A 26,022-nucleotide genomic window follows, 5' to 3' on the forward strand; every position below is an offset into this window, starting at 1 on the left:
TGAGAGTGTCTTATCAAGTCACGCTCAAGGCGAGCGGCAAACAATTTACCGTGCAGAAGGATGAGACCCTCCTGGAGGCAGCCTTACAGCAGGGCATCACCCTTCCCTATGGCTGTAAAAATGGTGCCTGCGGATCCTGTAAGGGCAAGATTCTGGAGGGTCAGGTAGAGCATGGACAACATAGTGCTGCTGCCCTAAGCCCAGCTGATGAAGCCACCGGTGGTACCTTGTTTTGCTGCGCTCATCCCAAATCAGACCTGCTCATTGAAGCGCGTGAAGTTCAGGGCGCTAGCGATATCGCCATTCGGAAAGTACCTTGTCGCGTGAACACCATCGTTAAACCGAGCGTAGATGTAGCCATTCTTCAACTGCAATTACCAGCTGCCGAGCGCTTTCAATTTTTAGCCGGACAGTATTTAGAATTTCTTCTCAAGGATGGGCAGCGCCGCGCCTACTCGATTGCCAATGCACCCGATCAAGAGGGCCCCCTTGAGTTGCATATTCGCCACTTACCAGGCGGACTCTTTACCGACCAAGTCTTTGGTGCAAAAGACCCCGCTTTAAAAGAAAAAGATATTCTGCGTTTTGAAGGTCCACTGGGTAGCTTCTTTTTAAGAGAAGATTCTAAAAAGCCCATTATCTTTGTTGCCGCAGGTACTGGTTTTGCGCCCATCAAATCCATCGTCGAGCAAATGCAGCTCAAAAAGATCCAGCGCCCGATGCATCTGTATTGGGGTGGACGGCGTCCAAGCGACCTCTACCTCAATAAGCTCTGCCAGTCATGGGCAAAAGATATTCCGAACTTCAAATACATCCCAGTCATTTCAGATTCCCTACCGGAGGATCAATGGACTGGGCGCACAGGCTTTGTGCACCAAGCTGTGATGGCCGACCATCTCAATATGAGCCCTTACCAGGTCTATGCCTGCGGCGCCCCTGTGATGGTCAATGCGGCCCGCCAGGACTTTTCATCCCAGTGCAGTCTGCCCGAACAGGAGTTCTTTGCAGACTCCTTTACTAGCGCTGCTGATCTCGCGACAAACTAGCCTGCTAAGCGCGATAATAGAAACCTCATTTGAATTCACTTTGCATACGATATGAATAAGCCAGCCCAATCCGTAGATGCCCACTCAGTGATGTTTATTACCCCGCGACCAGAGTTGACTATGGTTGAGGGTAAAGGCTCATGGCTGACTGATAACAACGGCAAGCATTATTTAGATTTCTTGCAAGGCTGGGCAGTGAACTGTCTCGGTCATAGCAACCCCGGCATGATTGACGCACTTAACGCACAAGCAAAAAAACTCATCAATCCAAGTCCAGCGTTTTATAACGAGCCAATGATTCGCCTATCGAATCTTTTGACCGAAAACAGCTGCTTTAACAAAGTATTTTTTGCTAATAGCGGGGCTGAAGCGAATGAAGGCGCCATCAAGCTGGCGCGTAAATGGGGGCAACTCAATAAGTCAGGCGCCTTTGAAATCATTACTTTTGATCACAGCTTTCATGGTCGCACCTTAGCAACGATGAGCGCATCTGGTAAGCCAGGCTGGGACACCATGTTTGCCCCACAAGTTCCTGGTTTTCTTAAAGCCGAATTAAATGATTTAGATTCCGTCAAAAAACTGGTGACCGATAAAACCGTTGCAGTCATGCTTGAGCCAGTACAAGGTGAAGGTGGCGTCATTCCCACTACCAAAGAATTTATGCAAAGCCTGCGTAAATTCACTAAAGAAAATAATATTCTGTTGATCGTCGATGAAGTCCAAGCCGGCTGTGGTCGCACTGGCACTCTCTTTGCTTATCAGCACTACGGCATCGAACCAGACATCATGACCTTGGGCAAAGGCATTGGTGGTGGCGTGCCATTAGCCGCACTGATGGCAACCGATGCGGTTGCTTGTTTTGTACCTGGTGATCAGGGTGGTACCTATAACGGCAATCCACTGATGGTCGCAGTAGGCATTAGTGTGATCGAGCAATTATTGGCGCCAGGATTCCTAGATTCTGTGCGCGCCAAGGGTGAACTGCTCAGTAAAGAGCTCCTTGCCATTTCCGCAGAATTTAATCTGGATGGCGAGCGCGGTGAAGGGCTATTGCGCGCCCTAATGTTGAGTAGTGATATCGGCGGGAAGCTGGTTGAACTAGCTCGCGATAGAACTCCAGAGGGCTTATTAATTAATTCACCAAGACCTAATCTGCTTCGCTTTATGCCAGCACTTAATGTTTCTGATGATGAAATCCGTCAGATGTGCAATATTTTGAGAGAATTGCTCAAGCAAGTAAGCTAAAAAATACGCAGATTGAATGCAATAAAGGGGCTCTAAGCCCCTTTATCTTTTATTGCAACAATCATCCTAACAATGGCGTTACTAGCTAGCCCACTAAATTCTTTGGCAGTGAGAATATGACATCCTCCACCACGCCTTCTAGATTACGAATGCTGCGTGGCCCAAATTCTTGAATCTTTGCCACAATCGAAAGGGCTAGGCTTTCAGGGGCTGATGCGCCTGCAGTTAGGCCTACGCGCCTCTTGCCAACAAACCATTCGGCCTGAAGCTGCTCTGGTGCATCGACCATGTAGGCCGGTACGCCTAGCTTTTCAGCTAATTCACGCAAGCGATTCGAGTTCGAGCTTGCCTTGCTTCCGACCACAATAACTACCTCAACTTGAGGAGCCATAAATTTCACAGCATCTTGGCGATTTTGAGTGGCATAACAAATATCTTGCTTACGGGGTTGCACGATATCCGGGAATTTTTGAATTAAGGCATCGACAATTTCTTTCGTCTCATCGACGGAGAGTGTCGTTTGCGTGACAAAGGCGATTTTTTCATTCTCAGTAAAAGGCAGCTCAGCAATATCGGCCACTTTCTCAATCAGATGAACACCTTCCTTAACCTGCCCCATCGTACCTTCGACCTCCGGGTGCCCCGCATGGCCAATCATCAACACTGTAAAACCATCCTTGCACATCTTGATGACCTCAACATGTACCTTTGTAACCAAGGGGCAAGTTGCGTCATATACCTGCAAGCCACGCGCCTCAGCATCTTGACGAACTTCTTGAGAAACACCGTGGGCACTAAACACCACAATGCCGCCTTTGGGAACATCATGCAATTCTTCAACAAATACAGCGCCCTTTTCACGCAGCTCGTTCACGACATAAGCATTGTGAACAATCTCATGACGTACATAAATTGGAGCACCAAAGCGTGTCAGCGCTTCATTCACAATATTGATTGCACGATCAACGCCCGCACAAAAGCCACGGGGCTGCGCCATCAAAATTTCAGCGGTGCTTTCTCCGCCTGTTTGTGCATTAGTTTGTTTATTCATCGGCTACAGAATTGCAACAATTTGAGCTTCGAAGGTAACAGGCCTTCCAGCAAGCGGGTGATTGAAATCAAACCAGGCACCCTCTTCGTTAATCGATTGCAATACACCTGCGTATTGAGCGCCACCAGGCGCATTAAATTCAATGACATCACCAGGATTAAATTCCACATTTTCATCGCGACCCTCTTTAAGTGCATTCAGAGAAACCCACTGAATTAATTCTTCTTTACGCTCCCCAAAACTGTCTTCTGGTGGCAATAAGGCACTTTTCTTATCACCTACACCCAATCCGATTAATACCTTTTCAAAACAAGGCGCAAATTGTCCAGAACCCATCAACACCGTCGCAGGGCGATCGATAAAAGTATTGATGTAGTCATCCCCACTCGGCAAAGTCAGCCGATAGTTGAGGGTCAGAAAGGAATTGGGCAAAACCGTAAGCTTAGTCATAAGGTCATTGTATCTAGGCCAGACCCTAGCGTGCACTTGCCGATTACGGATTGGCCAAAAATGGAGCAACCTCGAGAAAAACTACGCGCTCTTGGTGCGGCAGCCCTCAGCGATCCCGAGTTACTTGCGATCTTTCTGCGTGTAGGCGTCAAAGGTAAAACTGCGGTGGCTTTAGCCGAGGACCTTCTCCACCATTTCGGCAATTTGCCGCGCCTCATGTCCTGTACCCCAGAAGAGTTAACCCAGATTCATGGCATGGGCATTTCTAAGTGGTCACAAATCCAGGCAGCCTATGAGCTTGTAAAGCGCAGCCTTGAGGAAACCCTCTCTCAGGAGTCTGTCCTTACCTCACCAGGCTATGTCCGGGAGTTCCTACAGGCTAGATTTGGGTGCTTGCCACATGAAGTCTTCCTGTGCCTATACCTGGACTCCCGCTTGCGCCTGATCGAATGCCAGGAGCTCTTTAGGGGCTCCCTAAGCCACACCGCCGTTTACCCGCGAGAAATCCTGAAGGAGGCCCTGGCTAGGAATGCAAGCGCCCTAATCGTGGCACATAATCACCCCAGCGGAAACCCACAACCGAGCACTGCTGATCAAGAATTAACTAAGACGCTAGCCAAAGCGTTGCAGTTGATCGATATCCCCCTACTTGATCACTGCATCGTCAGCAATGGTGGTTTTTTCTCATTTTCTGATGAGGGTCTTATGAAAAATGACCATAAATAGAAGTGACCACTAACTTAAAGGCATGTTTTCACTAATATTGGCGATCATTTTTCCTCATCCTCAAAACTAAAGCCAATTAGGGGTAGATCAAAGCACTCGGAGACTGATACAATCTTCTTTTTTCGCAATTAATGGAGTTATGTCATGGCAAAAGTTTGCCAAGTCACTGGGAAGAAGCCGATGGTTGGCAACAATGTATCCCATGCAAACAATAAAACGAAGCGTCGCTTTTTGCCGAATTTGCAAAATCGTCGTTTCTGGGTTGAATCTGAAAACCGCTGGATTAGCTTGCGCTTAACCAATGCTGGTTTGCGCGTTATCGACAAAAACGGCATTGATGCTGTGTTGTCTGATCTTCGTGCACGTGGCGAAATTTAAGGAGCGCAAAAATGGCTAAAGGCGGCAGAGAAAAAATCAAATTAGAGTCATCAGCTGGTACTGGTCACTTCTATACGACATCAAAAAACAAGCGTACAAAGCCTGAAAAAATGGAGATCATGAAATTCGATCCAACCATTCGCAAGCACGTTGCTTACAAAGAAACTAAGCTCAAGTAATTCATCGATTCGATATTTATTTCAGCAAATAAAAAACCCGCTACACCGGCGGGTTTTTTATTGTGTTTCATTTTCCTTTAAGCGTAGCGACGCAATCTCAAAGAGAAGTCGCGCAGACTCGATAAACCACTCTCTTCAGCGCGCTGACACCACACGTGCAACTGAGTTAGCAGTTGATCGCCCGTGGCGTTAGATCGACCCCAGATGGCATGCAAGTCACGACGCATCTCAATCATCTTTCGTAACTGCGCATTTGTTGCCATCAACTCCTCAAGTTTCATTTTTTCTTCTGCAGTTAAACGAGATTCATCTTTACCCAACCAGGCACGGGCATCTTTTAAGTGAGCCGCCAATACCTGCATGTGCTGAACTTCGTTACTAAAGAAGGTGCTTAAGGTCTTGCTATAGCGAGCCATGATTTCATAACGGTTAGCAATGATGGCTTCGAGTGTGCTTTGATCAGCAGGACGTAAGTCGCTCAGCACGGGCTTTGGAGAAGTCTTTTTTACTTTCGCCAAGCCAACAGCACTCATGATTTGAATGTACATCCAACCAATATCAAACTCATACCACTTACTAGAGAGCTTAGCGCTGGTAGCGAAGGTGTGGTGGTTGTTATGCAACTCTTCGCCACCAATCAAAATACCCCAAGGCAAAATGTTTCTTGATGCATCTTCGCAATCGTAATTACGGTAACCCCAGAAGTGGCCAATGCCATTAATAATTCCAGCGGCAGTAATAGGAATCCACAACATCTGCACTGCCCATACAGTCAAGCCAATTGCACCGAACAAGAGCACGTCGATGATCAACATCAAGGCTACGCCTTGCCATGAATACTTCGCATAGATGTTGCGCTCAAGCCAATCATCTGGCGTACCGTGACCAAACTTATCTAAGGTCTCTTGATTACGTGACTCATTTTTATATAACTCAGCACCACGAGAAAGCACAGTATGAATACCCAAAACTTGTGGGCTATGCGGATCATCCACGGTTTCACACTTGGCGTGGTGCTTACGATGAATCGCCGCCCATTCTTTGGTCACCATACCAGTTGTTAGCCAGAGCCAAAACCGGAAAAAATGGGACACGATGGGATGCAATTCCAGAGCGCGGTGTGCTTGGCAGCGATGCAGGAAGATAGTCACCGCAGCAATGGTGATGTGGGTGGCAACCAATGTAAAAACAAGGATTTGCCACCAAGCCCAATTTAAATAGCCATTAGAAAGCCAATTAAGGAATAAATCAAAACCAGAAACTGTGTTCAAGAGGGTATCCCAAAGAGATCTAAAACCCTATTTTAGTTCTTTATCAGCTTTCTTGCTTTTGACTTTTACCGACTTTTCGCCATCTTTATCGACAGTTAGCGCTGAAATAGCGACTTTCTTCTGAAAAACCGCCCCGAAGAAGCCGTCAGTCCCATGAATATGGGGCCATAACTGCCACCAAGGATTGTCAGGGCTGCAGCCCAAAGGCATTTTATCCTTTGGAAACAACGCCTTAAGAACTTCAGCTGCAGGAACCACCTCAAAATTCGGATGCTTTACCAGGAAATCCTCTGCAATTTGCTGGTTTTCTTGTGGCAACAGGCTGCAGGTGGCATAAACCAAGCGGCCACCTGGTTTAAGCAAACGGCTTGCAGAGGCCAAAATATTCATCTGCTTTTGATTCAGCTCCAAAACACCTTCTGGGGTCTGGCGCCATTTGAGATCCGGGTTGCGTCGCAATGTACCCATCCCACTGCAAGGAGCATCCACCAGGACGCGATCAATCTTCCCAGCTAAGCGCTTGATCTTGGAGTCATTCTCACTGTCAATCCAGACAGGATGTACGTTAGAGAGGCCGCTACGGGCTTGTCTAGGCTTTAAATTAGCTAAGCGACGTTCTGATGTATCCAAAGCATATAAACGGCCTGTGGAGCGCATGATTGCCCCAATCGCCAAAGTCTTGCCGCCAGCGCCTGCACAAAAATCTACCACCATCTCGCCACGCTTAGGCGCAAGTAAGTAGGCCAATAATTGACTACCTTCATCTTGAACCTCAAACATCCCCGTCTTAAAGCTAACGGTATTTTGCAAGGCGGGCTTACCCATGATGCGAACACCATCTGGCGCATACGGAGTTGGAATAGCTTGATAGCGACCACCTAAGGCATTCATCTCGGCAAGCAATTGCTCGCGAGTCGTCTTCATGGTGTTAGCACGCAAATCCAAAAGAGCTGGATGCATGAGTGATTTAGCTAATGCTTCACGTGATTCTTCACCGGGATATTTTCCAAACGCATCCCAAAGCCATTCAGGCAAATTATTACGCACCAAGGGGTTGAGCGCTGATGGATCAACTGTTGCAAAACGCTGCAACCATTCGTACTCACCTGTTTTCAACACATGAGCTAAGTCGGCAATGGCGCTCTCTGCACGATTAGCTGAACCCAAACCACCCTCAGAGAGAGCGGACAGCAAGCCCAATAAGGCTAAGCGTCTAGCCTGTGAACCCTCGCCGCTGGAAGCAAATTGTGAGAACTCATTCTTCCGACGCAGAATAGCAAAAGCACTCTCAGCAATCAAGGCGCGATCACGATTACCTAACTGTGGCTCAGAGCGAAAATAGCGACTCACTACACGATCAGCTGGCTGCTCGAAATTGAGGAGCTCTGGAAGCAGACGCTCTAAATGAATTGCATGCTGAGGTAAAGCCTTGGCATTAGAAAAGTTTTTTTGACCTTCTGGTGCAATGATGTTGCCACTCGCATTACGACGCTCGGGGCGACGCAATGGATCTTTAGATTTAGCGGCATAACTTTTTTGTGGGCCTAAGCGTGACCCAGATCTTGATCCAGATTTACTACCAGCGCTAGCTGCGCGGGATGAACGTTCTTTACTCATAATTTTATTAATTGCGACTCCGGTGGTTTAACCTGAACTTGATTACCTTCTATTCGCAATCGTCCATCTAGGAACCATTTTACGGCCCGCGGGTAAATCTGATGCTCAGCAGTCAAAACTCGCGCTGCCAAACTATCCGCGTCATCACCGGGAAGCACTGGAACAGAGGCTTGACAGATGATGGGGCCCTCATCCACGCCCTCAGTAACAAAATGCACGCTGGCGCCATGTTCAGCCACCCCAGCCTCCAAAGCGCGTTCATGGGTATGTAAACCTGGGAAAGCTGGCAGCAATGCTGGGTGAATATTCACCAGGCGACCCTCAAAATGGCGAATAAAGCCTGGAGTCAGAATTCTCATAAAACCCGCTAGAACCACTAAATCAGCCCCTAATTCATCTATTTTCGCCATGAGAGCGGCATCAAATGACTCGCGAGTAGCGTGCTCGCGATGTTCAATGGCAAAGGCCGGAATGCCCTGAGAGCGAGCAAAATCAAGGCCTTTGGCAGCAGAGTGGTTAGCAATTACCCCGGTAAAAGTAACCGGCCACTGCTCTTTTTGAGCTGTTTTGACGATAGCCTCGAAATTAGATCCGCGGCCAGAGATTAAGGTGACGATAGATGGCATGCCCACAATATAATTGATGGTTACCCCGAAAGCGACCCTGAAAGCGATTTAGTGAACGTATTCCGCGGCCCCACCCAGTTTTCTGCAGGACCGGCTTGTGCCTTAACCATCGGTAATTTCGATGGCGTGCACAGGGGTCATCACGCCCTACTCAAAGAGCTGAAGGATGGCGCACAAGAACGCGGTTTAGTTAGCTGCGTTATGACTTTCGAACCGCATCCTAAGGAATTCTTTTCTCCAGAACAAGCGCCGCCACGAATTCTGAATTTGCGCGACAAGCTTGCCGCCTTTGCTGATATTGGCATCGATCGCGTAGTAGTAGAGCACTTTAATGCTGCATTCGCCCGCCTTACTCCCACAGAATTTGTTTCTGAGATTATTGTCAAGCAGCTCAATGCCAAGTGGATTTTAATTGGCGATGATTTTTGCTACGGTGCAAAACGCGCTGGCAACTTTGCAAGTCTCAAAGCAGCTGGCGAACAATTTGGTTTTGAAGTTTCTAGCATTCACACCGTGCAAGAAGATGGCGAAAGAATTTCTAGCTCTGCGCTACGCAATGCCTTGGCTCATGGAGATATGGATCAAGCTAATACATTATTAGGTCGCCCTTACGGCATCTCCGGTCATGTTATTCATGGGCAAAAGCTGGGTCGTACTTTAGGTTTCCCGACATTGAATCTCGCTGTTGCGAATCACTTGCATCACCGTAAACCTGCCTGCTCTGGCATCTTTACTGCACAAGTCTTGGGGCTTGGAGATAAACCTCTTCCTGCTGTAGCTAGTCTCGGCGTGAGACCAACGGTAGAAGATGCAGGTCGCGTATTGCTTGAGACTCATATCTTTGATTACAACGCCGATGTCTACGGAAAAATCATTACCGTGGAACTCTTAGAAAAAATTCGTGATGAGGCGAAGTATTCTGACCTCGATACACTTACCAAAGCGATTGCATCTGATGCAGCGCATGCCAGAAATTATTTCCAGAAAAAATCTTATGTCTGAAAAAGAAAACTCTTACCCCGTTAATCTTCTAGAAACATCGTTTCCGATGCGGGGAGATTTACCGAAACGTGAACCGCAATGGGTCGCACAGTGGCAGAAAAATAAACTCTACGAGAAGATTCGTGCAGCGCATTCTCACCAACCAAAATTTATTTTGCATGATGGCCCTCCCTATGCAAACGGTGACATTCATATTGGTCATGCGGTAAATAAGATCCTTAAGGATATGATCGTGAAGTCCCGCTGGTTAATGGGCTTTGACTCTGCATATGTTCCAGGCTGGGATTGCCACGGTATGCCAATTGAGATCCAGATTGAAAAACAATTTGGCAAAAATCTGCCGACGGCTGAAGTGCAAGCTAAAGCACGCGCGTATGCAAAAGTGCAGGTAGACAAGCAAAAGGTCGACTTTGAGCGTTTAGGTGTTTTGGGTGATTGGAATAACCCTTATCTCACCATGAACTACCGCAATGAGGCCGATGAAATTCGTGCGCTCGGGAAGATCTGGGAAAAGGGTTACGTCTTCCGCGGCCTTAAGCCAGTGAACTGGTGTTTCGATTGCGGCTCCGCACTAGCTGAAGCTGAAGTGGAATACCAAGACAAAACTGATCCAACCGTAGATGTGGGATTTGCTTTTGATGATGCGCAGCGCCCACAACTTGCAAAAGCATTTGGGCTATCTGAGATCCCAGCTAAGCCTGGAATGATTGTGATTTGGACAACCACACCTTGGACTATTCCATCCAATCAAGCACTGAATGTTCATCCTGAACTGAGTTACGCCCTAGTGGATACAGGGGACAAGCTGCTCATCTTGGCAGAAGACCGTGTAGAAACTTGCTTGGAAGATTTTGGACTTGAGGGAAAAGTCATTGCCACTTGTTTGGGTAGTCAGCTAGCAAACATTTCTTTCTGGCATCCGCTAGCCCCACTGCATGAAGGTTATCAGCGTCTTTCACCAATCTATCCTGCCCAATACGTCACCTTAGACACTGGAACTGGTGTAGTGCACTCTGCACCAGCCTATGGCGAGGAAGACTTTAAGTCTTGCAAAGCAAATCACTTGGCTGATAAAGATATCTTGAACCCAGTCATGGGTAATGGTGTCTATGCTTCTTGGCTCCCACTTTTTGCTAATGAATATATTTGGAAAGCCAACCCGAAGATTGTGGAGGCCATGCGTGAAGCAGGTAGCCTTTTGCGAGATAAGACCTATACCCACTCTTACATGCATTGCTGGCGTCACAAGTCACCAATTATTTATCGTGCGACCTCGCAGTGGTTTGCAAGCATGGATAAAAAGCCATCCGATGGCAAAGCAAGTCTGCGCGAAGCAGCATTAGCCGGCATTGAAAACACCGAGTTCTTCCCGGCGTGGGGTAAGCAACGATTAAACAGCATGATTGCGAACCGTCCCGACTGGACCTTGTCACGTCAACGCCAATGGGGTGTTCCCATGGCTTTCTTTGTGCACAAGGAAAGTGGTGAACCACATCCGCGCACAGCTGAGTTGCTTGAAGCAATTGCTAAGCGCGTTGAAAAAGAAGGTATTGAAGCTTGGCAAAAACTGGAAGTAGCCGAACTGCTTGGTGAAGAATCTGCTCAATACGAAAAGAATCGCGACACTTTAGATGTATGGTTTGATTCTGGTACTACGCATTGGCACGTCATTCGTGGCTCACATCGTGCGGAACTCTATCGCCCTGAAGCTGAAAATGCAGATGGTCGTTTAGCTGACCTATATCTAGAAGGCTCAGACCAACATCGCGGCTGGTTCCACTCCTCTTTACTCACTGGTGCCATGCTCGATGGCAAGCCGCCATACAAAGCACTACTTACGCACGGCTTCACGGTTGATGGCCAAGGCCGCAAGATGAGTAAGTCGGTAGGCAACGTGATCGCCCCGCAACAAGTTGCTGATAAGTTAGGTGCGGAGATTATTCGTTTGTGGGTAGCTTCTACTGACTACTCTGGCGAGATGACCATCTCCGATGAAATTCTGAAACGTGTAGTGGAAAGCTATCGCCGTATTCGCAATACATTACGCTTCTTGTTAGCTAACCTATCTGACTTTGATCCAAGCAAGCATGCGATGCCTGCAAGCGAATGGCTAGAGATTGATCGCTACGCTGTTGCACTCGCCAATCAGTTGCAGCAAGATGTGCAGGCGCACTACAAGGCTTATGAGTTTCAACCAGCGGTGGCGCGTATGCTCACTTTCTGCTCGGAAGATTTAGGTGGCTTCTACTTAGATATTCTGAAAGATCGCCTCTATACGAGTGCGCCGGATTCGAAAGAGCGTCGCGCAGCACAGAATGCACTCTTTCATATCACTCGCAACCTACTCAAGTGGCTTGCCCCTTTCCTCTCATTTACTGCCGAAGAGGCTTGGCTGTCATTACCACATGGTAAGGATGACAAGCCAAGTGAATCTATCTTCATGGAAGAGTTTGGTACTTTCCCAGAAATTAACCAAGCTACTGAGCTCCTTGCCAAATGGAATCGTGTTCGAGAAATCCGCTCTGAGGTAACCAAGGCAATTGAGATTGAGCGTGAAGCTGGCAATGTAGGCTCATCCCTGCAAGCCGAGCTCACCATCAAAGTAGGTGATATCGATTTTGCAATTTTGCATTCTCTTGAAGACGACCTGCGCTTTGTGACCATCACTTCTAGTGCCAAGCTAGAGCTGAGCAACGCAGGCCTTGAGGTGCTCGTACGCGGTAGTCAATATAAAAAATGTGGCCGTTGCTGGCATCACACTCAAGATGTTGGTGTCAACAATGAACATTCAGAGTTATGTGGTCGCTGCATCAGCAATCTTTTCGGAAGCGGTGAATCCCGCCTTTTTGCATAAACAATATAGTAAAAAGATCGCCGCCACATCATGAGCACAAACCTCTCTTTTCTTCGTTATCTAGCGATTGCAATCGTTACGATATTGCTAGACCAATTGAGCAAATGGTCTGCCTTGAGTAACTTACAGTTAGGTGTACCTGAACCCGTTTTGCCATTCATGAACTGGTTGTTACTGTTTAACCCAGGAGCAGCGTTCTCATTTTTAGCGCAAAGCTCTGGATGGCAGCGTTGGTTCTTTACAGTCCTAGGCTTGGCAGCTTCTACTTACATTCTTTGGCTACTGCGAAAGAGCTTAGGCGACAAAATGCTTTGCTGGGCCCTCAGCCTCATACTGGGTGGCGCATTAGGCAATGTCCTAGACCGCATCATGTATGGCGCGGTAGTGGACTTTATTGATCTGCATTACGCTAATTGGCATTGGCCAGCCTTCAATATTGCTGATAGTGCTATTTGCATTGGGGCAGCCCTCATCATTTGGGGTGAGTTGCGCAAGTCATTTGGCAAAACCTCCCAATCCCTTTAAGCTGGCGTCATGCAATCACTTTTAAATAAGAAAATCGTTCTCGGCATTTCTGGTGGCATTGCGGCCTATAAGTCTGCAGAGCTAGCACGTCAGTTGATGCAAGAAGGTGCTAGCGTCCAAGTGGTGATGACGGAAGCCGCGCAGCAATTTGTGACGCCTGTCACCATGCAAGCACTCACAGGCAATCCCGTTTACACCAGCCAATGGGATAGCAGCATTGCTAACAACATGGCGCATATTGAACTCTCTAGAGCTGCCGATGCGATTTTAATTGCGCCCACAAGTGCGGATCTGATGGCTAAGCTCTCGCTCGGATTGGCTGATGATTTGCTCAGCACCTTGTGTTTAGCAAGAGATTGCCCACTCCTCTTGGCTCCTGCCATGAACAAGCAAATGTGGGAGCATGCGGCCACACAAAGAAGCGCAGAAAGACTCATTGCTGACAAAGTCACATTACTTGGCCCTGCAAGCGGATTCCAAGCGTGTGGTGAAATCGGCTTTGGGCGTATGCTTGAGCCTGCAGAAATTACCGAGCAACTCATAGCCTTCTTTCAGAAGAAGCCACTCCTCGGCAAACGCGTACTGATTACAGCTGGGCCCACCTTTGAAGCTATTGATCCTGTTCGAGGGATTACCAATCGCAGCTCTGGCAAGATGGGTTTTGCAATTGCACGCGCAGCAATTGAAGCTGGTGCAGACGTTCACCTCATAGTAGGCCCTTGCGATTTAGAGACCCCATTAGCTGCAACTGGAAAAATTACCCGTACTAATGTGGTCAGCGCCAAAGAAATGCATACAGCCACATTGCAATCTACTGACTGCGATATTTTCTTTGCGGTAGCTGCAGTCGCCGATTGGAGTATTGCCAAACCGGCTAAAGAAAAAATGAAACGCCAAAGTAAACAAGCTCCAAATTTAGAATTTGTAGCCAACTTAGATATTCTTGCCGATGTAGCAAAAACGGTCAAAACTAAAGGCGGGAAATTGCACCCCTATTGCGTTGGCTTTGCGGCTGAATCTACTGAGCTCCAAAAGCATGCAGAAGAAAAGCGTAAACGCAAAGGCATTCCGATGATCGTTGGCAACATTGGTCCAGATACCTTTGGCAGCGATCTCAACCAACTACTCATCGTCGATGAAAACGGTAGTAAGAAAATGGCCAAGGCTGAAAAACTACAGCTTGCACGTCAACTGATTCAGTTAGTCGCTAAAAAAATCTAACCGAACCCAAAATTTAATCTCCATTATCTTTACTCAGCTTTAGGAAATTCTATGCAACAACTTCAAGTCAAAATTCTCGATGAACGTATGCGCGATCAATTACCTGCATATGGAACCCCCGGTAGCGCTGGATTAGATCTGCGCGCCTGTATTGATGAAGTCATTGAAATTGCTCCTGGACAAACAGTCCTCGTCCCAACGGGTTTAGCGATTTATGTAGAAGATCCACGCTATGCCGCATTGATCTTGCCACGCTCTGGTCTTGGCCATAAGCATGGAATCGTTCTCGGTAATTTAGTGGGATTGATCGATTCGGATTACCAAGGCCAACTCATGGTGAGCACTTGGAATCGCGGCTCAACAGCATTCAAATTAGAGCCCATGGAGCGCTTAGCTCAACTGGTAGTGATGCCGGTACAACAAGTAGAGCTCAAAGTTGTTGAGGAATTTACCGAGAGCAGTCGTGGGGCTGGTGGGTTTGGAAGTACTGGTAGGGCTTAATTAAATATATCAGCCATGGTTTGAATTTGGCGACCCCTCACTGTCCACGAGGATCAGTCCTACGCAACTTTCATACACCACCTACATCAAGTCAAACTATTAACGCTTGACAATCATTAACGAGATACGTTAATATTTACTATGTCAATCAAAAGCTTCAAGTGCCCTGATACTAAAAAACTATTTCAAGGGCATCGAGTACGGCGATGGATTGCCATAGAGCGACCTGCATTGCGAAAACTGGAACAACTTGACTGGTCTTTAGTTCTTGAAGATTTGCGAGTGCCACCAGGCAATCGATTGGAATCCTTAAAGGGATCTCGAAAAGGTCAGCACAGTATTCGCATTAATAATCAGTGGCACGTTTGCTTTACTTGGGTTGGGGATGGCCCAAAAAATGTTGAAATTGTCGATTATCACTAAAAGGAGAAGATGATGAGAACGATTGCTCCCGTCTCGCCCGGCGAGATGTTAGAAGAGGAATTTCTAAAACCCTTGGGCCTAACAAAATATCGTCTAGCCAAAGATATTGGGGTACCACCTCAACGTATCGGCGATATTGTTGCCGGAAAGCGCTCTATTACCGCCGACACTGACTTACGACTTTGCAAGTATTTCGGACTAAGTGACGGATGGTGGTTGAGAGGCCAAGCAAACTACGATACTGCAATTGCCAAAGAGAGCTTAAGTAAGATATTAAAGGGAATAGAGCCCTGTCAGCTGATGGCAGCGTAAATTTGCCGCTGGATTTAGTAAAAAAATACCAACCCGAGAGGGTTGGTATTTTCAACTAATCTCAGGCTGAAACGATTGATTCGTTGATTAGATTTCTTCGGCCGGAGCCACATCAGCTTTTGGCCGCTTACCCGGAATTGCTGGAGCGTCAAACTCAAGTTGAACTTTGCCATCAGCATCAATGTCAACATCCACATGACCACCCTGCGCCAATTTACCAAAAAGTAATTCATCGGCAAGTGCTTTGCGTACCGTATCTTGAATGATTCGCTGCATTGGTCTTGCGCCCATGAGCGGGTCAAAGCCATGCTTAGCTAAATGAGCACGCAAGGCTGGGCTAAATGTAGCATCCACCTTCTTCTCATGGAGTTGCTCTTCTAACTGCATTAAGAACTTATCCACCACGCGCATGATGATGGTCTCATCAAGCGCCTTGAAGGAAACAATCGCATCTAAACGATTGCGGAACTCTGGCGTGAAGAACTTCTTAATATCCGCCATCTCATCACCGGACTCACGGGCATTAGTAAAGCCGATGGTGGACTTCTGCATTGCTTCAGCACCGGCATTGGTTGTCATGATGATGATGACATTACGGAAATCGGTCTTGCGACCGTTGTTATCCGTGAGGGTCCCGTGATCCATCACCTGCAAGAGAATATTGAAAATATCCGGATGGGCTTTCTCAACCTCATCGAGCAAGAGAACGCAATGCGGCTTCTTGTTAACGGCCTCAGTGAGTAAGCCGCCTTGGTCAAAGCCTACATATCCTGGAGGCGCACCAATTAAACGGCTGACCGCATGGCGCTCCATGTACTCCGACATATCGAAGCGTAGGAGCTCAATGCCTAAGATGTAAGCGAGCTGTTTCGCAACTTCAGTCTTACCAACCCCGGTTGGGCCGGAGAATAAGAATGATCCAATTGGCCTATCGATTTTGCCAAGACCGGCACGCGTCATCTTGATGGCGCTCGCCAAGGCCTCAATGGCAGGATCTTGACCAAACACCACACTCTTAATATCCCGATCTAATGTTTGCAGCTTGCTACGATCATCCACCGTTACAGATTGTGGCGGTATACGGGCGATTTTCGCGACGATCTCTTCAATCTCCGGGCGACCAATGGTTTTCTTTTGCTTGGACTTAGGCAGAATACGTTGTGCTGCTCCCGCCTCATCAATTACATCAATTGCTTTGTCTGGCAAATGGCGATCGTTAATATAGCGTGAAGACAATTCAGCTGCAGCTACTAAGGCTGCGGAAGCGTACTTAACGCCGTGGTGTTCTTCGAAGCGTGACTTCAAGCCACGCAAGATTTGTACGGTCTGATCGACAGTTGGTTCAACCACATCAACCTTCTGGAAACGACGTGACAGCGCTGCATCCTTTTCGAAGATGCCGCGGTACTCAGTAAAGGTAGTTGCACCGATACATTTGAGCTGGCCATTTGATAGTGCAGGCTTTAGTAAATTGCTCGCATCCAATGTGCCGCCTGATGCAGCACCCGCACCAATTAAGGTGTGAATCTCATCGATAAATAAAACACCATGGGCGCTATCTTTTAAAGATTTAAGAACACTCTTCAAGCGTTGCTCAAAATCTCCGCGGTACTTAGTACCCGCCAATAGCGCGCCCATATCTAATGAATAGACTGTGGCGTCAGCCAAGATCTCAGGAACATCGCCTTTCACAATTCTCCAAGCCAAGCCTTCAGCAATTGCAGTCTTACCCACGCCCGCCTCACCAACTAATAGCGGATTATTTTTACGACGACGGCACAGTACCTGAATCACACGCTCAACTTCACTATCGCGGCCAATTAGCGGATCAATCTTGCCCTGCTTAGCCAGCACATTGAGATTCTGGGTGTATTGCTCTAAAGGGCTCTCCTTGCCACCAGACGATGCATCCTCGGTCTCTTGGGTGGCCTCAGCAGGCTTCACACTCTCAGCTTGATCTTTACGTACACCGTGGCTAATAAAGTTCACTACATCCAAACGAGTGACGCCTTGCTGCTGCAAGAAATACACCGCATGAGAATCTTTTTCACCAAAGATAGCTACGAGTACATTTGCCCCGGTAACCTCTTTCTTCCCATTTGAAGTGGATTGCACGTGCATGATGGCGCGTTGGATCACGCGCTGAAAACCCAGAGTTGGCTGGGTATCAACTTCATCGCTACCCGGGACCACAGGCGTATTGTCGTTAATAAAATTTTTGAGCTGGGCACGAAGCTCGGCAATATTGACAGCACAGGCTTTTAAAACCTCCACTGCGGTCGCGTTGTCTAGTAAGGCGGCAAGCAAATGCTCCACCGTAATAAATTCATGTCTTGAAGCTCGCGCATCAACAAACGCCATGTGCAAACTCACTTCTAATTCCTGGGCAATCATGCTTCCTCCATAGTGCACTGTAGTGGGTGACCCGCTTCGCGGGAGAGCTCGATAACTTGATGCACTTTTGTTGCCGCAACATCACGTGTAAATAAACCGCAAATGCCTTTGCCAACTAAATGAACCTGCAACATGATCCTTGTAGCCGTTTCATGATCCTTATTAAAATACTCCTGAATGACCATCACCACAAATTCCATTGGCGTGTAATCGTCATTTAATAGTAAAACTTTATACATCGAAGGCGACTTTAGTTTCTCGGCCTGCTTTTCGAGAAGAATGGTGTCCTCAATGTGGGGGTTGTTTGGATTGCCAACCGTTGGATTTTTCGTTGTACGACTCATATGAAACATTCTAAACACAGATGTAAAAATTAGGATTTAGGCGCTTTGTTGCAAAAAAACCATCAAGAAAGTGCCTTAAACACTATATTGGGGCATTTTTCGATAAAAAAAGGGGGGTTAAATAGTAACTATATTTACCCACCCCCTTGACACCCCACCATAAAGGGCAAACAATCAGGGGGTAGGCTTCAATTGAAGTCCTATTTAGGCGTGTTGTAGAGCGAGACTGATTAAAAAGTATTCACCCTCATCACGGTTGTTTTAAGTTTATGTAATGGAGTTCGCATGGCGACCGGAATTGTTAAGTGGTTCAATGATGCAAAAGGTTTTGGCTTTATCAAACCTGATGATGGTGAAGAAGAGTTGTTTGCGCATTTCAGCGCAATCACAATGCCTGGGTTTAAAACACTCAAGGAAAACCAAAAGGTAACGTTTGATATTACCCAAGGTCCTAAGGGCAAGCAAGCTACTAATATCCAAGCAGCTTAATCTGCTTTAGATCATTACTAAAACCCAGGACTTGTTCCTGGGTTTTTTTTCGCCTGTATTTTCTTGTCTTGCTAGCCCTGCCTTAGAATTACCCTCACCCACTAAGAACATTCAGAACACCATGCATTTACCCCACATTAAACAATTCATTTTTTCGCTTACGGCGATTGCTGGGATCTTTCCAGGCACTACGTTTGCACAACAGAATGTCGGCCTGCCTACAGTTGAACTCAAAACTGGAATCTATCGTATTCAAGCAGAGTTAGCTGATACACCTAAAGCTCGCGAGGTCGGACTCATGAATCGCACCAGCATGCCCACGAACTCTGGCATGCTTTTTATCTTTGAGCAAAAAGCAGGGCATTGCTTCTGGATGAACAACACAAAGATTCCACTGTCGATTGCCTTCATTGCTGATGACGGCAAGATTGTCAATATTGAAGAGATGCAGGCGGAGACCACCAATAACCACTGCCCTAAGGCAATAGTACGTTATGCACTTGAGATGAATAAACAGTGGTTCTCAGAAAGAGTGATTGTTCCTGGCACAGTCATTCAAGGACTACCTAAAAAATAAGAGGGTGATCGTAGCTATAAAACAAAAAACGCAGAGCGAGGTCTGCGTTTTCTTTTAGGCGAAAAAGAAATGTTCGCCTTGCTCGCCGACTCACTTATTCAAAATGGCATACGTAGTGCACTGGAGACTCAGCGCGAATGATGAAATAACCGCCTTTTTCTACTTCCCAGCTTTGACCCGCTTTGAACTCGACCTCTGGGGCACCGTTAATGCTGACAAACGCATTACCATCAACTACTTCCATGATTTCTTTAGTGCTCAGGTCAAAACGTAAAGTACTTGGCAACACGACGCCCACAGATTTACGAATGCCGTTTGGCAAAGTCACAGTATGGGATACGCACTTACCATCGAAAAATACATTGGCTTTTTTGCCTACAGAAACTTGATCAAATTGCATCTTTATTCTTTCTAATCTGAATTACTGGTTTGTTGTTTATCTTCATTATTTAGCACGCTTACGTCTTGCAGTTTCAGCAATTCGCATACGTAAGGCATTGAGCTTAATAAATCCACCCGCATCGGCTTGGTTATACGCACCGCCATCATCATCAAAAGTAGCGATAGTCTGATCAAACAAAGTATTCGCTGAATCACGCGAGATCACAGAGACAGATCCTTTGTAGAGCTTCAGACGCACAACACCATTAACCATCTGCTGCGTATGATCGATCAAGGTCTGAAGGGCCAGACGCTCTGGCGCCCACCACAGACCGTTGTAGATCAGGCTTGCGTAACGCGGCATCAGGTCATCCTTGAGGTGAGCTACTTCACGGTCCAGAGTAATACTCTCAATGCCGCGGTGTGCTTTTAACAAGATAGTGCCGCCAGGGGTTTCATAGCAGCCACGGCTCTTCATGCCTACAAAACGGTTCTCAACCAAGTCAAGACGACCAATACCATGCATGCCACCAATACGATTGAGTTCAGCCAACAACTCATGTGGCTTGTAAGCCTTGCCATTAATTGCCACCGGATCACCGGCACGGAATTCAATTTCAATAATTTCTGGGGCGTCTGGAGCCTTCTCAGGAGACACTGTCCAACGCCACATAGATTCTTCTGCTTCAGCATTCGGGTTCTCGAGATGACGACCTTCATAGCTGATGTGCAATAAGTTGGCATCCATTGAATAAGGTGAGCCGCCCTGCTTATGCTTCATCTCTACTGGGATGCCATGTTTTTCTGCATAGGCCATCAATTTTTCACGGGAGAGCAAATCCCACTCGCGCCATGGTGCGATTACCTTAATTCCTGGCTCAAGTGCGTAGTAGCCTAACTCAAAACGTACTTGGTCATTCCCTTTACCAGTGGCGCCATGCGATACAGAGTCAGCACCAGTAGCACGGGCAATTTCAATTTGGCGCTTCGCGATTAATGGGCGTGCAATGGAGGTGCCTAAAAGGTACTCGCCCTCGTAAATCGTATTGGCGCGGAACATGGGGAACACAAAGTCACGCACAAACTCTTCACGCAAATCATCGATAAAGATATTCTCTGGCTTGATGCCAAACTGCAGCGCTTTGGCACGGGCCGGCTCCAACTCTTCACCCTGACCTAAATCAGCTGTGAAAGTAACGATCTCACACTGATAAGTATCTTGAAGCCATTTAAGAATCACACTGGTATCAAGACCGCCGGAATACGCTAAAACTACTTTTTTAATATCAGACATGATTTCTATTCAATCAAAAAATTAACTAATCAATAACAAAGGTAAATTACTTATACACTTAGTCCAAGCGGCCGCAGAGTAAATACTCCATCAAGGCCTTTTGAACATGCAAACGATTTTCAGCCTCTTCCCAAACGATGCTTTGAGGACCATCGATTACTTCTGCGGAAACCTCTTCACCACGGTGCGCTGGCAAGCAATGCATAAACAAAGCCTCTGGTTTTGCCAATGCCATGAGCTCTTCATCGACCATCCAGTCTTTAAAAGCAGTCATACGAGAAGTATTTTCATCTTCGTAGCCCATGCTAGTCCATACATCGGTAGTAACCAAGTCGGCACCTTTGCAAGCATCCCTTGGATCAGCGCAAATGGTTAAATGCTTCAACGCTTTTTCGGTCAGCATGGCACCATCCAATTGATAGCCGACGGGCGCAGAAAAACGAATTTGAAAATCCAAACATTCTGCTGCCTGTATCCAGGTGTAGGCCATATTGTTGGCATCACCTACCCAAGCAACCGTTTTTCCCTGAATCGAACCGCGTGCTTCGACAAAAGTGAAGATATCAGCCAATACCTGACAAGGATGGTACTCATTGGTAAGGCCATTAATCACAGGCACTCGAGAATTGGCGGCAAAGCGCTCAATAATCTCTTGGCCGAAAGTACGGATCATGATGATGTCCGTCATCCTAGAAATCACCTGCGCAGCGTCCTCTACTGGCTCGCCACGACCCAACTGGGTGTCACGGGTGTTGAGGTATACAGCATGGCCACCAAGCTGGTGTATACCCGCCTCAAACGAAAGGCGAGTACGAGTCGAATGCTTTTCAAAGATCATCGCTAGAGTGCGGTCGTGTAAGGGGTGCCAAGTCTCATAACTTTTGAACTTCGTTTTGAGCCAAGCGGAGCGCTTGAGGAGATAGTCATATTCTTCGCGTGTCAGGTCAGCAAACTGCAAGTAATGCTTAACCTGGCCAGGCACTTGGGGCTTTGCCAAAGATGTCATTGTTGAGCTTTCTACTAGAGTTTTAGCTTGCATTTTTTGTTTGGGGCATCGAACTGCACGAAAATAGTTCCTAAAGTCATCTTAGGGCCTTCGCAGACTGTTAAGCTAAGGCCTAAGCAACACCGATTCCTTACTACGATTTCTACGCCAACTTGAACCACAAAAAGCTTTTCATTCAAGGCATTACAACCTCTGGCAAACCTTTTCGACCTAGCGACTGGGCCGAACGTCTTTGCGGAGTGATGGCCACTTTTCGCCCGCCAGGCGATGCTGGCGATCCCCGCTTCACTTACTCGCCTTATGCCAGACCAGTGGTTATTGCAAATGTAACCTGCGTTGTTATTGACACTAGGCTAAGAGACCTCGATCCGAGAGCGCTCGACTTTGTCATCAACTTTGCCAAAGACAATTGCCTACCAATCGAAGAAGCCTGCGAATTTGAACCGAATTCGCAATCCCAACCCTAAAAACAAAAACCCGCTCTGATAAGGAGCGGGCTTAGACCCAGATTACTCTAGGGTCTGCCTAAATCTATTAAAGTCTTACGCTGCCATCGCCTTAATAGCTGCAGACAATCGTGACTTCTGACGTGATGCAGTATTTTTGTGGGCAATCTTTTTGTCAGCAATCTTGTCGATTGTGGACTGAGTTGCTGCGAATACTTTAGCAGCAGCGTCCTTATCGCCAGTTTCAATTGCTTTGCGAACTGCCTTGATGGAAGTACGTAGCTTTGAACGCAAGCTAGAGTTGTGCTCATTCTGTTTTACTGCCTGCCGTGCGCGTTTACGCGCTTGTGCGGTATTGGCCATCTTTAAACCTTGCTATATAAAAATTACAAAATACGGTTAACTAAAATTCTGTGTGGGTTCGCCAAATTTGTAAGCTGACTCACCAAAACCCAAGATTTTACATTAAAGGACTAAAAAAGCCCAGCCACTTGATAAATAGGGGAAAATTAGCCCATGAATCTGCTTTCAGCCGCCGCTAAGGTCAGCTCCCTCACCATGCTCTCTAGGATTACCGGACTACTCCGGGAGACCCTAATTGCCCGTAGTTTTGGGGCTTCAGAGTGGACTGACGCCTTTAATGTGGCCTTCAGACTACCCAATTTGCTCCGTAGGCTCTTCGCCGAGGGGGCCTTTTCTCAGGCATTTGTACCGATTTTGGGAGAAATCTCAAGTCAAGGAGATACAAAACAGTCCCAAATCCTCGTGAATGCAGTCGCTACGCTCTTATTTTGGGCTTTGCTGCTCACTGTACTCCTAGGGGTCATTGGCGCCCCCCTGCTGATTCTGGCGATTGCTACGGGCTTTGAGGGTGGTCCAGCCTATGAGGCAAGCGTAGTCATGACCCGCATCATGTTCCCCTACATTGGCCTCATTTCAATGGTCTCCCTCTCTGCGGGAATCCTCAATACCTTTGGCCGCTTTGCCATTCCAGCATTTACCCCGGTTTTACTCAATTTAGCCCTCATTGGTAGCGCCATTTTTTTGGCACCCCACTTAGATCAACCAATTTACGCTCTGAGTATCGGTGTGCTCTTGGGCGGCTTATTACAGCTAGCCATTCAAGTTCCAGCCCTTACTCATTTAGGCTTACTTCCCAGAGTAGGGCTTCTACCCGGAGCAATTAAAGCAGCAGTTCAAAATCCGGATGCCCGTCGTGTCATGAAATTAATGGGGCCTGCCGTGTTTGCAGTTTCAGTCGCCCAGATTTCTCTCATCATTAATACCAACATTGCCTCTCGTTTACAAACAGGTAGCGTATCTTGGCTCTCCTATGCTGATCGCCTCATGGAATTTCCAACAGCCCTTTTGGGGGTAGCGCTAGGAACAGTCTTGCTTCCAAGCCTGAGTAAAGCAAACGCAAAAAATGATTTGGTACATGCGGGTGAACTGTTGATTTGGGGATTGCAGCTCACCTTTTTACTGGCAGCGCCTTGCGCGATTGCCCTATTTATTTTTGGAGAACCGCTAGCAGCAGTTTTGTACCACTATGGCAAGTTCAACGCCTTGGATGTCTTAATGACGCAGCGTGCTCTGGCAGCTTATGGTGTTGGATTAATTGGCCTCATTTTGGTGAAGATCTTAGCTCCGGGCTTTTATTCCCGCCAAGATATCCGCACACCTGTAAAGATTGGCTTGCTGGTCCTAGTTGCCACCCAATTAGCTAATTTGCTTTTTGTTCCCTGGTTAGGGCATGCCGGCCTTGCGCTATCGGTTGGCGCTGGCGCCTGCTTAAATGCCGCACTACTGTGGGTGGGCCTGCATCGACGTGGCGCCCTACCTAGCTTTGCGTGGTTAAAGTATTTGGGGCAGTTATTGCTTGCCTTAATTCCTTTTGCGCTCCTCTTGTATTACGCCGCAACTGCACATGATTGGATTGCACTGCAATCTAGCCCCTGGATTCGAATTGGATTACTGGCTGCCTGGCTAGTCGCTGCCGCGGTAGTGTATTTCGCAGCCTTATGGCTTGTCGGCATCCGCTGGCAAAAATTCCTACGTCATGCAAAATAGCTTTTATGCCTACACAACAACTCGACTATTTCACATCCCTCGTAGCTGAAGACGAGCACTTCCCCTTAACTGAGGCGGCGGTGGCAGTTGCACAACACGCCTACCCAGATCTCGATGTTCAGGGCGTACTTGATCAGATCGATCAGTGGGGCAACAAAATCAAGCAACGCATTACTCCAGATACGCCACCGATTCAGCGCCTGCAGTTGCTCAAACATTTCTTTTATAACGAGCTAGGCTTTGGCCCAAACCAGAATGACTTCTACGCGCCTGAGAATTCTTATCTCCACCAGATCACTGAGAATCGTCGCGGTATTCCAATCTCGTTAGCCATCTTAATGATGGAGCTAGGACAGCAAATTGGTTTGAATATTCGCGGCGTATCTTTTCCAAATCACTTCATGATGCGCATTTCTTTGCAACAAGGCGAAATCATCATGGATCCATTGAATGGAGAATCACTCTCCAAAAATCAATTGCAAGAAATGCTCGACCCCTATCTCGATGCCAAAGGCTATCGCGGTGAGCTCAGCCTGCCACTCAATATTTTCTTGCGCGCCTCTAGCTCTCGAGAAATACTTTCGCGCTTTATGAGAAATCTCAAAATGATTTATTCGGAAGAGGAGCGCTGGGAGCGGTTACTGGGCATTCAAGAGCGTCTAGTGATTTTGTTATCAGACTCAGCTGAAGAGGTTCGTGATCGCGGCTTGATCTTTGCACAACTAGAGTATGTGCGACCTGCGATAGCCGATCTGCATCACTACTTAAGCGAAATGCCTGGCGCAGAAGATGCGGCAGATATTCGTGAGCATATCGCCACGCTAGAGAGTCAAACTAAACTGCACTAAGCAGCCCTATTGAGCGGTCTTATTTCTTTTTACGTTGAAATAATTTATAGATAGCAGCCAACACAATCGGAATCGCTGCGGCACCAATACCAATCAGTACGATGACATTCAGGTTTTGGCGAATGATGGGAATATTACCGAAGAAGTAACCAGCAATAACTAAACCAAAGACCCATAAGAGCGCGCCAGTCACATTGAAAAGCTGGAAGCGAGAGAAGTTCATTGCTGAGACACCGGCAACAAATGGTGCAAAGGTACGAATGATCGGCAAAAAGCGCGCCACAATAATTGTTTTGCCACCATGCTTCTCATAAAAAGCATGGGTTTTGCGCAAAGCTGCTTGATCAATCCAACGTGATTCGCTACTAAAAATTCGTTCGCCAATCCAGCGACCAATAAAGTAGTTCACTGTATTTCCAGCGATTGCGGCAATCAATAATCCAATACAGAGTGTCCATAGATTAAAGTGCTCAGTAGCGCAATAGGCTCCAGCAATAAACAATAATGAATCCCCAGGCAAGAAGGGGGCCACCACTAAACCAGTCTCGGCAAATACGATGGCAAAGAGCAAACCATAAGCCCAATAGCCGTATTGCTGAATCACCACGTCTAAATGACGATCAATGTGTAATAGCAAGTCACCCAACTGCAATAAGGTATCGATCAAATCGTGCTCCGTGTATTTGTTGGAAGGATATTAACAGGCTAACAATACAGAGTACGGCATTTCATTCTTATAATGCGGT

General features: G+C 47.1%; 29 protein-coding genes. 17 read left to right on the forward strand and 12 right to left on the reverse strand.

The window, feature by feature from the left end; genetic code table 11:
• The first annotated feature begins 5 nt into the window (after window positions 1–5).
• Together FD967_RS08770 and FD967_RS08775 are read left to right on the forward strand one after the other, a co-directional pair.
• Window positions 6–1,046: a CDP-6-deoxy-delta-3,4-glucoseen reductase gene (locus FD967_RS08770; protein ID WP_215325652.1), complete on the forward strand. Its 1,041-nt coding sequence runs from the start codon at window positions 6–8 to the stop codon at window positions 1,044–1,046.
• Window positions 1,047–1,097: 51 nt separating this feature from the next.
• Entirely contained in the window at window positions 1,098–2,291 is a 1,194-nt protein-coding gene (locus tag FD967_RS08775; protein ID WP_215325654.1) for an acetylornithine transaminase, read from the forward strand.
• An 85-nt stretch (window positions 2,292–2,376) separates the two neighbouring features.
• Here the strand turns inward: FD967_RS08775 and ispH are convergent, their stop codons facing one another.
• Window positions 2,377–3,342 carry a 4-hydroxy-3-methylbut-2-enyl diphosphate reductase gene (gene ispH, locus FD967_RS08780; RefSeq protein ID WP_215325655.1) on the reverse strand — a complete coding sequence of 322 codons (966 nt, stop codon included), beginning with the start codon at window positions 3,340–3,342 and terminating at the stop codon, window positions 2,377–2,379.
• Between the two features lie 3 nt (window positions 3,343–3,345).
• A complete protein-coding gene (locus FD967_RS08785) occupies window positions 3,346–3,792 on the reverse strand; it encodes a peptidylprolyl isomerase (protein ID WP_215325656.1) in 447 nt (148 codons plus the stop codon).
• A 60-nt stretch (window positions 3,793–3,852) separates the two neighbouring features.
• Between FD967_RS08785 and radC the strand changes: the two genes are divergently transcribed.
• The 3 genes from radC to rpmG all read left to right on the forward strand — a co-directional run bounded on the left by radC (window position 3,853) and on the right by rpmG (window position 5,075).
• Window positions 3,853–4,518, forward strand: a complete 666-nt coding sequence (gene radC, locus FD967_RS08790) for a DNA repair protein RadC (RefSeq protein ID WP_251369021.1) — start codon at window positions 3,853–3,855, stop codon at window positions 4,516–4,518.
• 144 nt (window positions 4,519–4,662) lie between these two features.
• Window positions 4,663–4,896: a 50S ribosomal protein L28 gene (gene rpmB, locus FD967_RS08795; protein ID WP_011903570.1), complete on the forward strand. Its 234-nt coding sequence runs from the start codon at window positions 4,663–4,665 to the stop codon at window positions 4,894–4,896.
• Window positions 4,897–4,907: 11 nt separating this feature from the next.
• Entirely contained in the window at window positions 4,908–5,075 is a 168-nt protein-coding gene (gene rpmG, locus FD967_RS08800) for a 50S ribosomal protein L33 (protein ID WP_015421876.1), read from the forward strand.
• A gap of 77 nt (window positions 5,076–5,152) precedes the next feature.
• On the opposite strand, the gene FD967_RS08805 is transcribed toward rpmG, so the two are convergent.
• From FD967_RS08805 to purN, 3 genes are read right to left on the reverse strand one after another with little or no spacing between them, the layout of a single operon-like run.
• On the reverse strand, window positions 5,153–6,346 hold the full coding sequence (locus FD967_RS08805; RefSeq protein ID WP_215325657.1) for an acyl-CoA desaturase: 1,194 nt from the start codon (window positions 6,344–6,346) through the stop codon (window positions 5,153–5,155).
• A 27-nt stretch (window positions 6,347–6,373) separates the two neighbouring features.
• On the reverse strand, window positions 6,374–7,963 hold the full coding sequence (locus FD967_RS08810) for an RsmB/NOP family class I SAM-dependent RNA methyltransferase (RefSeq protein ID WP_215325658.1): 1,590 nt from the start codon (window positions 7,961–7,963) through the stop codon (window positions 6,374–6,376).
• The gene (gene purN, locus FD967_RS08815; protein ID WP_215325659.1) at window positions 7,960–8,589 is read right to left on the reverse strand and encodes a phosphoribosylglycinamide formyltransferase; all 630 of its coding nucleotides are present in this window, start codon (window positions 8,587–8,589) and stop codon (window positions 7,960–7,962) included. The genes FD967_RS08810 and purN overlap by 4 nt, the downstream gene beginning before the upstream one ends.
• 51 nt (window positions 8,590–8,640) lie before the next feature.
• On the opposite strand from purN, the gene FD967_RS08820 reads away from it, so the two are divergent.
• From FD967_RS08820 to FD967_RS08850, 7 genes are all read left to right on the forward strand, one after another.
• Window positions 8,641–9,591: a bifunctional riboflavin kinase/FAD synthetase gene (locus FD967_RS08820; RefSeq protein ID WP_215325660.1), complete on the forward strand. Its 951-nt coding sequence runs from the start codon at window positions 8,641–8,643 to the stop codon at window positions 9,589–9,591.
• Window positions 9,584–12,445 carry an isoleucine--tRNA ligase gene (gene ileS, locus FD967_RS08825; RefSeq protein ID WP_215325661.1) on the forward strand — a complete coding sequence of 954 codons (2,862 nt, stop codon included), beginning with the start codon at window positions 9,584–9,586 and terminating at the stop codon, window positions 12,443–12,445. The genes FD967_RS08820 and ileS overlap by 8 nt, the downstream gene beginning before the upstream one ends.
• 30 nt (window positions 12,446–12,475) lie before the next feature.
• Window positions 12,476–12,970: a signal peptidase II gene (gene lspA, locus FD967_RS08830; RefSeq protein ID WP_215325662.1), complete on the forward strand. Its 495-nt coding sequence runs from the start codon at window positions 12,476–12,478 to the stop codon at window positions 12,968–12,970.
• A gap of 9 nt (window positions 12,971–12,979) precedes the next feature.
• Window positions 12,980–14,191 (forward strand): bifunctional phosphopantothenoylcysteine decarboxylase/phosphopantothenate--cysteine ligase CoaBC, encoded by a 1,212-nt coding sequence (gene coaBC / locus FD967_RS08835; RefSeq protein ID WP_215325663.1) that lies wholly within the window; start codon window positions 12,980–12,982, stop codon window positions 14,189–14,191.
• 51 nt (window positions 14,192–14,242) lie between these two features.
• Window positions 14,243–14,692 (forward strand): dUTP diphosphatase, encoded by a 450-nt coding sequence (gene dut / locus FD967_RS08840; protein ID WP_215325664.1) that lies wholly within the window; start codon window positions 14,243–14,245, stop codon window positions 14,690–14,692.
• Between the two features lie 141 nt (window positions 14,693–14,833).
• On the forward strand, window positions 14,834–15,115 hold the full coding sequence (locus tag FD967_RS08845; protein ID WP_215325665.1) for a type II toxin-antitoxin system RelE/ParE family toxin: 282 nt from the start codon (window positions 14,834–14,836) through the stop codon (window positions 15,113–15,115).
• A gap of 9 nt (window positions 15,116–15,124) precedes the next feature.
• The gene (locus FD967_RS08850; protein WP_371819289.1) at window positions 15,125–15,427 is read left to right on the forward strand and encodes a HigA family addiction module antitoxin; all 303 of its coding nucleotides are present in this window, start codon (window positions 15,125–15,127) and stop codon (window positions 15,425–15,427) included.
• An 87-nt stretch (window positions 15,428–15,514) separates the two neighbouring features.
• Here the strand turns inward: FD967_RS08850 and clpA are convergent, their stop codons facing one another.
• Together clpA and clpS are read right to left on the reverse strand one after the other, a co-directional pair.
• Window positions 15,515–17,821 carry an ATP-dependent Clp protease ATP-binding subunit ClpA gene (gene clpA, locus FD967_RS08855; RefSeq protein ID WP_215325667.1) on the reverse strand — a complete coding sequence of 769 codons (2,307 nt, stop codon included), beginning with the start codon at window positions 17,819–17,821 and terminating at the stop codon, window positions 15,515–15,517.
• The gene (gene clpS, locus FD967_RS08860; RefSeq protein ID WP_046331280.1) at window positions 17,818–18,174 is read right to left on the reverse strand and encodes an ATP-dependent Clp protease adapter ClpS; all 357 of its coding nucleotides are present in this window, start codon (window positions 18,172–18,174) and stop codon (window positions 17,818–17,820) included. Before clpS ends, clpA begins: the two co-directional genes overlap by 4 nt.
• 276 nt (window positions 18,175–18,450) lie before the next feature.
• On the opposite strand from clpS, the gene FD967_RS08865 reads away from it, so the two are divergent.
• The gene (locus tag FD967_RS08865) at window positions 18,451–18,654 is read left to right on the forward strand and encodes a cold-shock protein (protein ID WP_011903586.1); all 204 of its coding nucleotides are present in this window, start codon (window positions 18,451–18,453) and stop codon (window positions 18,652–18,654) included.
• 121 nt (window positions 18,655–18,775) lie between these two features.
• The gene (locus FD967_RS08870; protein WP_251369022.1) at window positions 18,776–19,231 is read left to right on the forward strand and encodes a DUF192 domain-containing protein; all 456 of its coding nucleotides are present in this window, start codon (window positions 18,776–18,778) and stop codon (window positions 19,229–19,231) included.
• Between the two features lie 94 nt (window positions 19,232–19,325).
• Here the strand turns inward: FD967_RS08870 and FD967_RS08875 are convergent, their stop codons facing one another.
• Genes FD967_RS08875 through argF form a run of 3 tightly spaced genes read right to left on the reverse strand, consistent with a single transcriptional unit; the run spans window position 19,326 to window position 21,912 of the window.
• Entirely contained in the window at window positions 19,326–19,631 is a 306-nt protein-coding gene (locus FD967_RS08875) for a pyrimidine/purine nucleoside phosphorylase (RefSeq protein WP_215325668.1), read from the reverse strand.
• Window positions 19,632–19,676: 45 nt separating this feature from the next.
• Entirely contained in the window at window positions 19,677–20,906 is a 1,230-nt protein-coding gene (locus FD967_RS08880) for an argininosuccinate synthase (RefSeq protein WP_215308361.1), read from the reverse strand.
• 58 nt (window positions 20,907–20,964) lie between these two features.
• Entirely contained in the window at window positions 20,965–21,912 is a 948-nt protein-coding gene (argF, locus tag FD967_RS08885; protein WP_215325670.1) for an ornithine carbamoyltransferase, read from the reverse strand.
• Window positions 21,913–22,064: 152 nt separating this feature from the next.
• Between argF and FD967_RS08890 the strand changes: the two genes are divergently transcribed.
• Complete coding sequence (locus FD967_RS08890; RefSeq protein WP_215325671.1) at window positions 22,065–22,379, forward strand: DUF3579 domain-containing protein; 315 nt, start codon at window positions 22,065–22,067, stop codon at window positions 22,377–22,379.
• A 75-nt stretch (window positions 22,380–22,454) separates the two neighbouring features.
• Here the strand turns inward: FD967_RS08890 and rpsT are convergent, their stop codons facing one another.
• Entirely contained in the window at window positions 22,455–22,721 is a 267-nt protein-coding gene (gene rpsT, locus FD967_RS08895; protein WP_046330744.1) for a 30S ribosomal protein S20, read from the reverse strand.
• A gap of 153 nt (window positions 22,722–22,874) precedes the next feature.
• Here rpsT and murJ point away from each other — a divergent pair, with 153 nt between their 5' ends.
• Window positions 22,875–24,428, forward strand: a complete 1,554-nt coding sequence (gene murJ, locus FD967_RS08900; protein WP_215325672.1) for a murein biosynthesis integral membrane protein MurJ — start codon at window positions 22,875–22,877, stop codon at window positions 24,426–24,428.
• A gap of 5 nt (window positions 24,429–24,433) precedes the next feature.
• A complete protein-coding gene (locus tag FD967_RS08905) occupies window positions 24,434–25,276 on the forward strand; it encodes a SirB1 family protein (RefSeq protein WP_215325673.1) in 843 nt (280 codons plus the stop codon).
• A 19-nt stretch (window positions 25,277–25,295) separates the two neighbouring features.
• Here FD967_RS08905 and FD967_RS08910 read toward each other — a convergent pair whose 3' ends face one another.
• Entirely contained in the window at window positions 25,296–25,940 is a 645-nt protein-coding gene (locus FD967_RS08910; RefSeq protein WP_215327247.1) for a DedA family protein, read from the reverse strand.
• Between the last annotated feature and the right edge of the window lie 82 nt (window positions 25,941–26,022).

It is taken from the genome of Polynucleobacter sp. JS-Mosq-20-D10 (assembly GCF_018687755.1).
In the GTDB taxonomy this organism is placed as follows: domain Bacteria; phylum Pseudomonadota; class Gammaproteobacteria; order Burkholderiales; family Burkholderiaceae; genus Polynucleobacter.

What these genes read in the sequence shown, in the direction of transcription:
- FD967_RS08775 (WP_215325654.1), top strand. Translation starts at nt 1,098, where the DNA reads ATGAATAAGCCAGCCCAATCCGTAGATGCCCACTCAGTGATGTTTATT.
- ileS (WP_215325661.1), top strand. Translation starts at nt 9,584, where the DNA reads ATGTCTGAAAAAGAAAACTCTTACCCCGTTAATCTTCTAGAAACATCG.
- FD967_RS08875 (WP_215325668.1), bottom strand. Translation starts at nt 19,631, where the DNA reads ATGCAATTTGATCAAGTTTCTGTAGGCAAAAAAGCCAATGTATTTTTC.
- FD967_RS08865 (WP_011903586.1), top strand. Translation starts at nt 18,451, where the DNA reads ATGGCGACCGGAATTGTTAAGTGGTTCAATGATGCAAAAGGTTTTGGC.
- argF (WP_215325670.1), bottom strand. Translation starts at nt 21,912, where the DNA reads ATGACATCTTTGGCAAAGCCCCAAGTGCCTGGCCAGGTTAAGCATTAC.
- FD967_RS08810 (WP_215325658.1), bottom strand. Translation starts at nt 7,963, where the DNA reads ATGAGTAAAGAACGTTCATCCCGCGCAGCTAGCGCTGGTAGTAAATCT.
- FD967_RS08850 (WP_371819289.1), top strand. Translation starts at nt 15,125, where the DNA reads ATGATGAGAACGATTGCTCCCGTCTCGCCCGGCGAGATGTTAGAAGAG.
- clpA (WP_215325667.1), bottom strand. Translation starts at nt 17,821, where the DNA reads ATGATTGCCCAGGAATTAGAAGTGAGTTTGCACATGGCGTTTGTTGAT.
- ispH (WP_215325655.1), bottom strand. Translation starts at nt 3,342, where the DNA reads ATGAATAAACAAACTAATGCACAAACAGGCGGAGAAAGCACCGCTGAA.
- rpmG (WP_015421876.1), top strand. Translation starts at nt 4,908, where the DNA reads ATGGCTAAAGGCGGCAGAGAAAAAATCAAATTAGAGTCATCAGCTGGT.
- FD967_RS08880 (WP_215308361.1), bottom strand. Translation starts at nt 20,906, where the DNA reads ATGTCTGATATTAAAAAAGTAGTTTTAGCGTATTCCGGCGGTCTTGAT.
- rpmB (WP_011903570.1), top strand. Translation starts at nt 4,663, where the DNA reads ATGGCAAAAGTTTGCCAAGTCACTGGGAAGAAGCCGATGGTTGGCAAC.
- rpsT (WP_046330744.1), bottom strand. Translation starts at nt 22,721, where the DNA reads ATGGCCAATACCGCACAAGCGCGTAAACGCGCACGGCAGGCAGTAAAA.
- FD967_RS08845 (WP_215325665.1), top strand. Translation starts at nt 14,834, where the DNA reads ATGTCAATCAAAAGCTTCAAGTGCCCTGATACTAAAAAACTATTTCAA.
- clpS (WP_046331280.1), bottom strand. Translation starts at nt 18,174, where the DNA reads ATGTTTCATATGAGTCGTACAACGAAAAATCCAACGGTTGGCAATCCA.
- FD967_RS08785 (WP_215325656.1), bottom strand. Translation starts at nt 3,792, where the DNA reads ATGACTAAGCTTACGGTTTTGCCCAATTCCTTTCTGACCCTCAACTAT.
- radC (WP_251369021.1), top strand. Translation starts at nt 3,853, where the DNA reads ATGGAGCAACCTCGAGAAAAACTACGCGCTCTTGGTGCGGCAGCCCTC.
- coaBC (WP_215325663.1), top strand. Translation starts at nt 12,980, where the DNA reads ATGCAATCACTTTTAAATAAGAAAATCGTTCTCGGCATTTCTGGTGGC.
- murJ (WP_215325672.1), top strand. Translation starts at nt 22,875, where the DNA reads ATGAATCTGCTTTCAGCCGCCGCTAAGGTCAGCTCCCTCACCATGCTC.
- purN (WP_215325659.1), bottom strand. Translation starts at nt 8,589, where the DNA reads ATGCCATCTATCGTCACCTTAATCTCTGGCCGCGGATCTAATTTCGAG.
- dut (WP_215325664.1), top strand. Translation starts at nt 14,243, where the DNA reads ATGCAACAACTTCAAGTCAAAATTCTCGATGAACGTATGCGCGATCAA.
- FD967_RS08905 (WP_215325673.1), top strand. Translation starts at nt 24,434, where the DNA reads ATGCCTACACAACAACTCGACTATTTCACATCCCTCGTAGCTGAAGAC.
- FD967_RS08870 (WP_251369022.1), top strand. Translation starts at nt 18,776, where the DNA reads ATGCATTTACCCCACATTAAACAATTCATTTTTTCGCTTACGGCGATT.
- lspA (WP_215325662.1), top strand. Translation starts at nt 12,476, where the DNA reads ATGAGCACAAACCTCTCTTTTCTTCGTTATCTAGCGATTGCAATCGTT.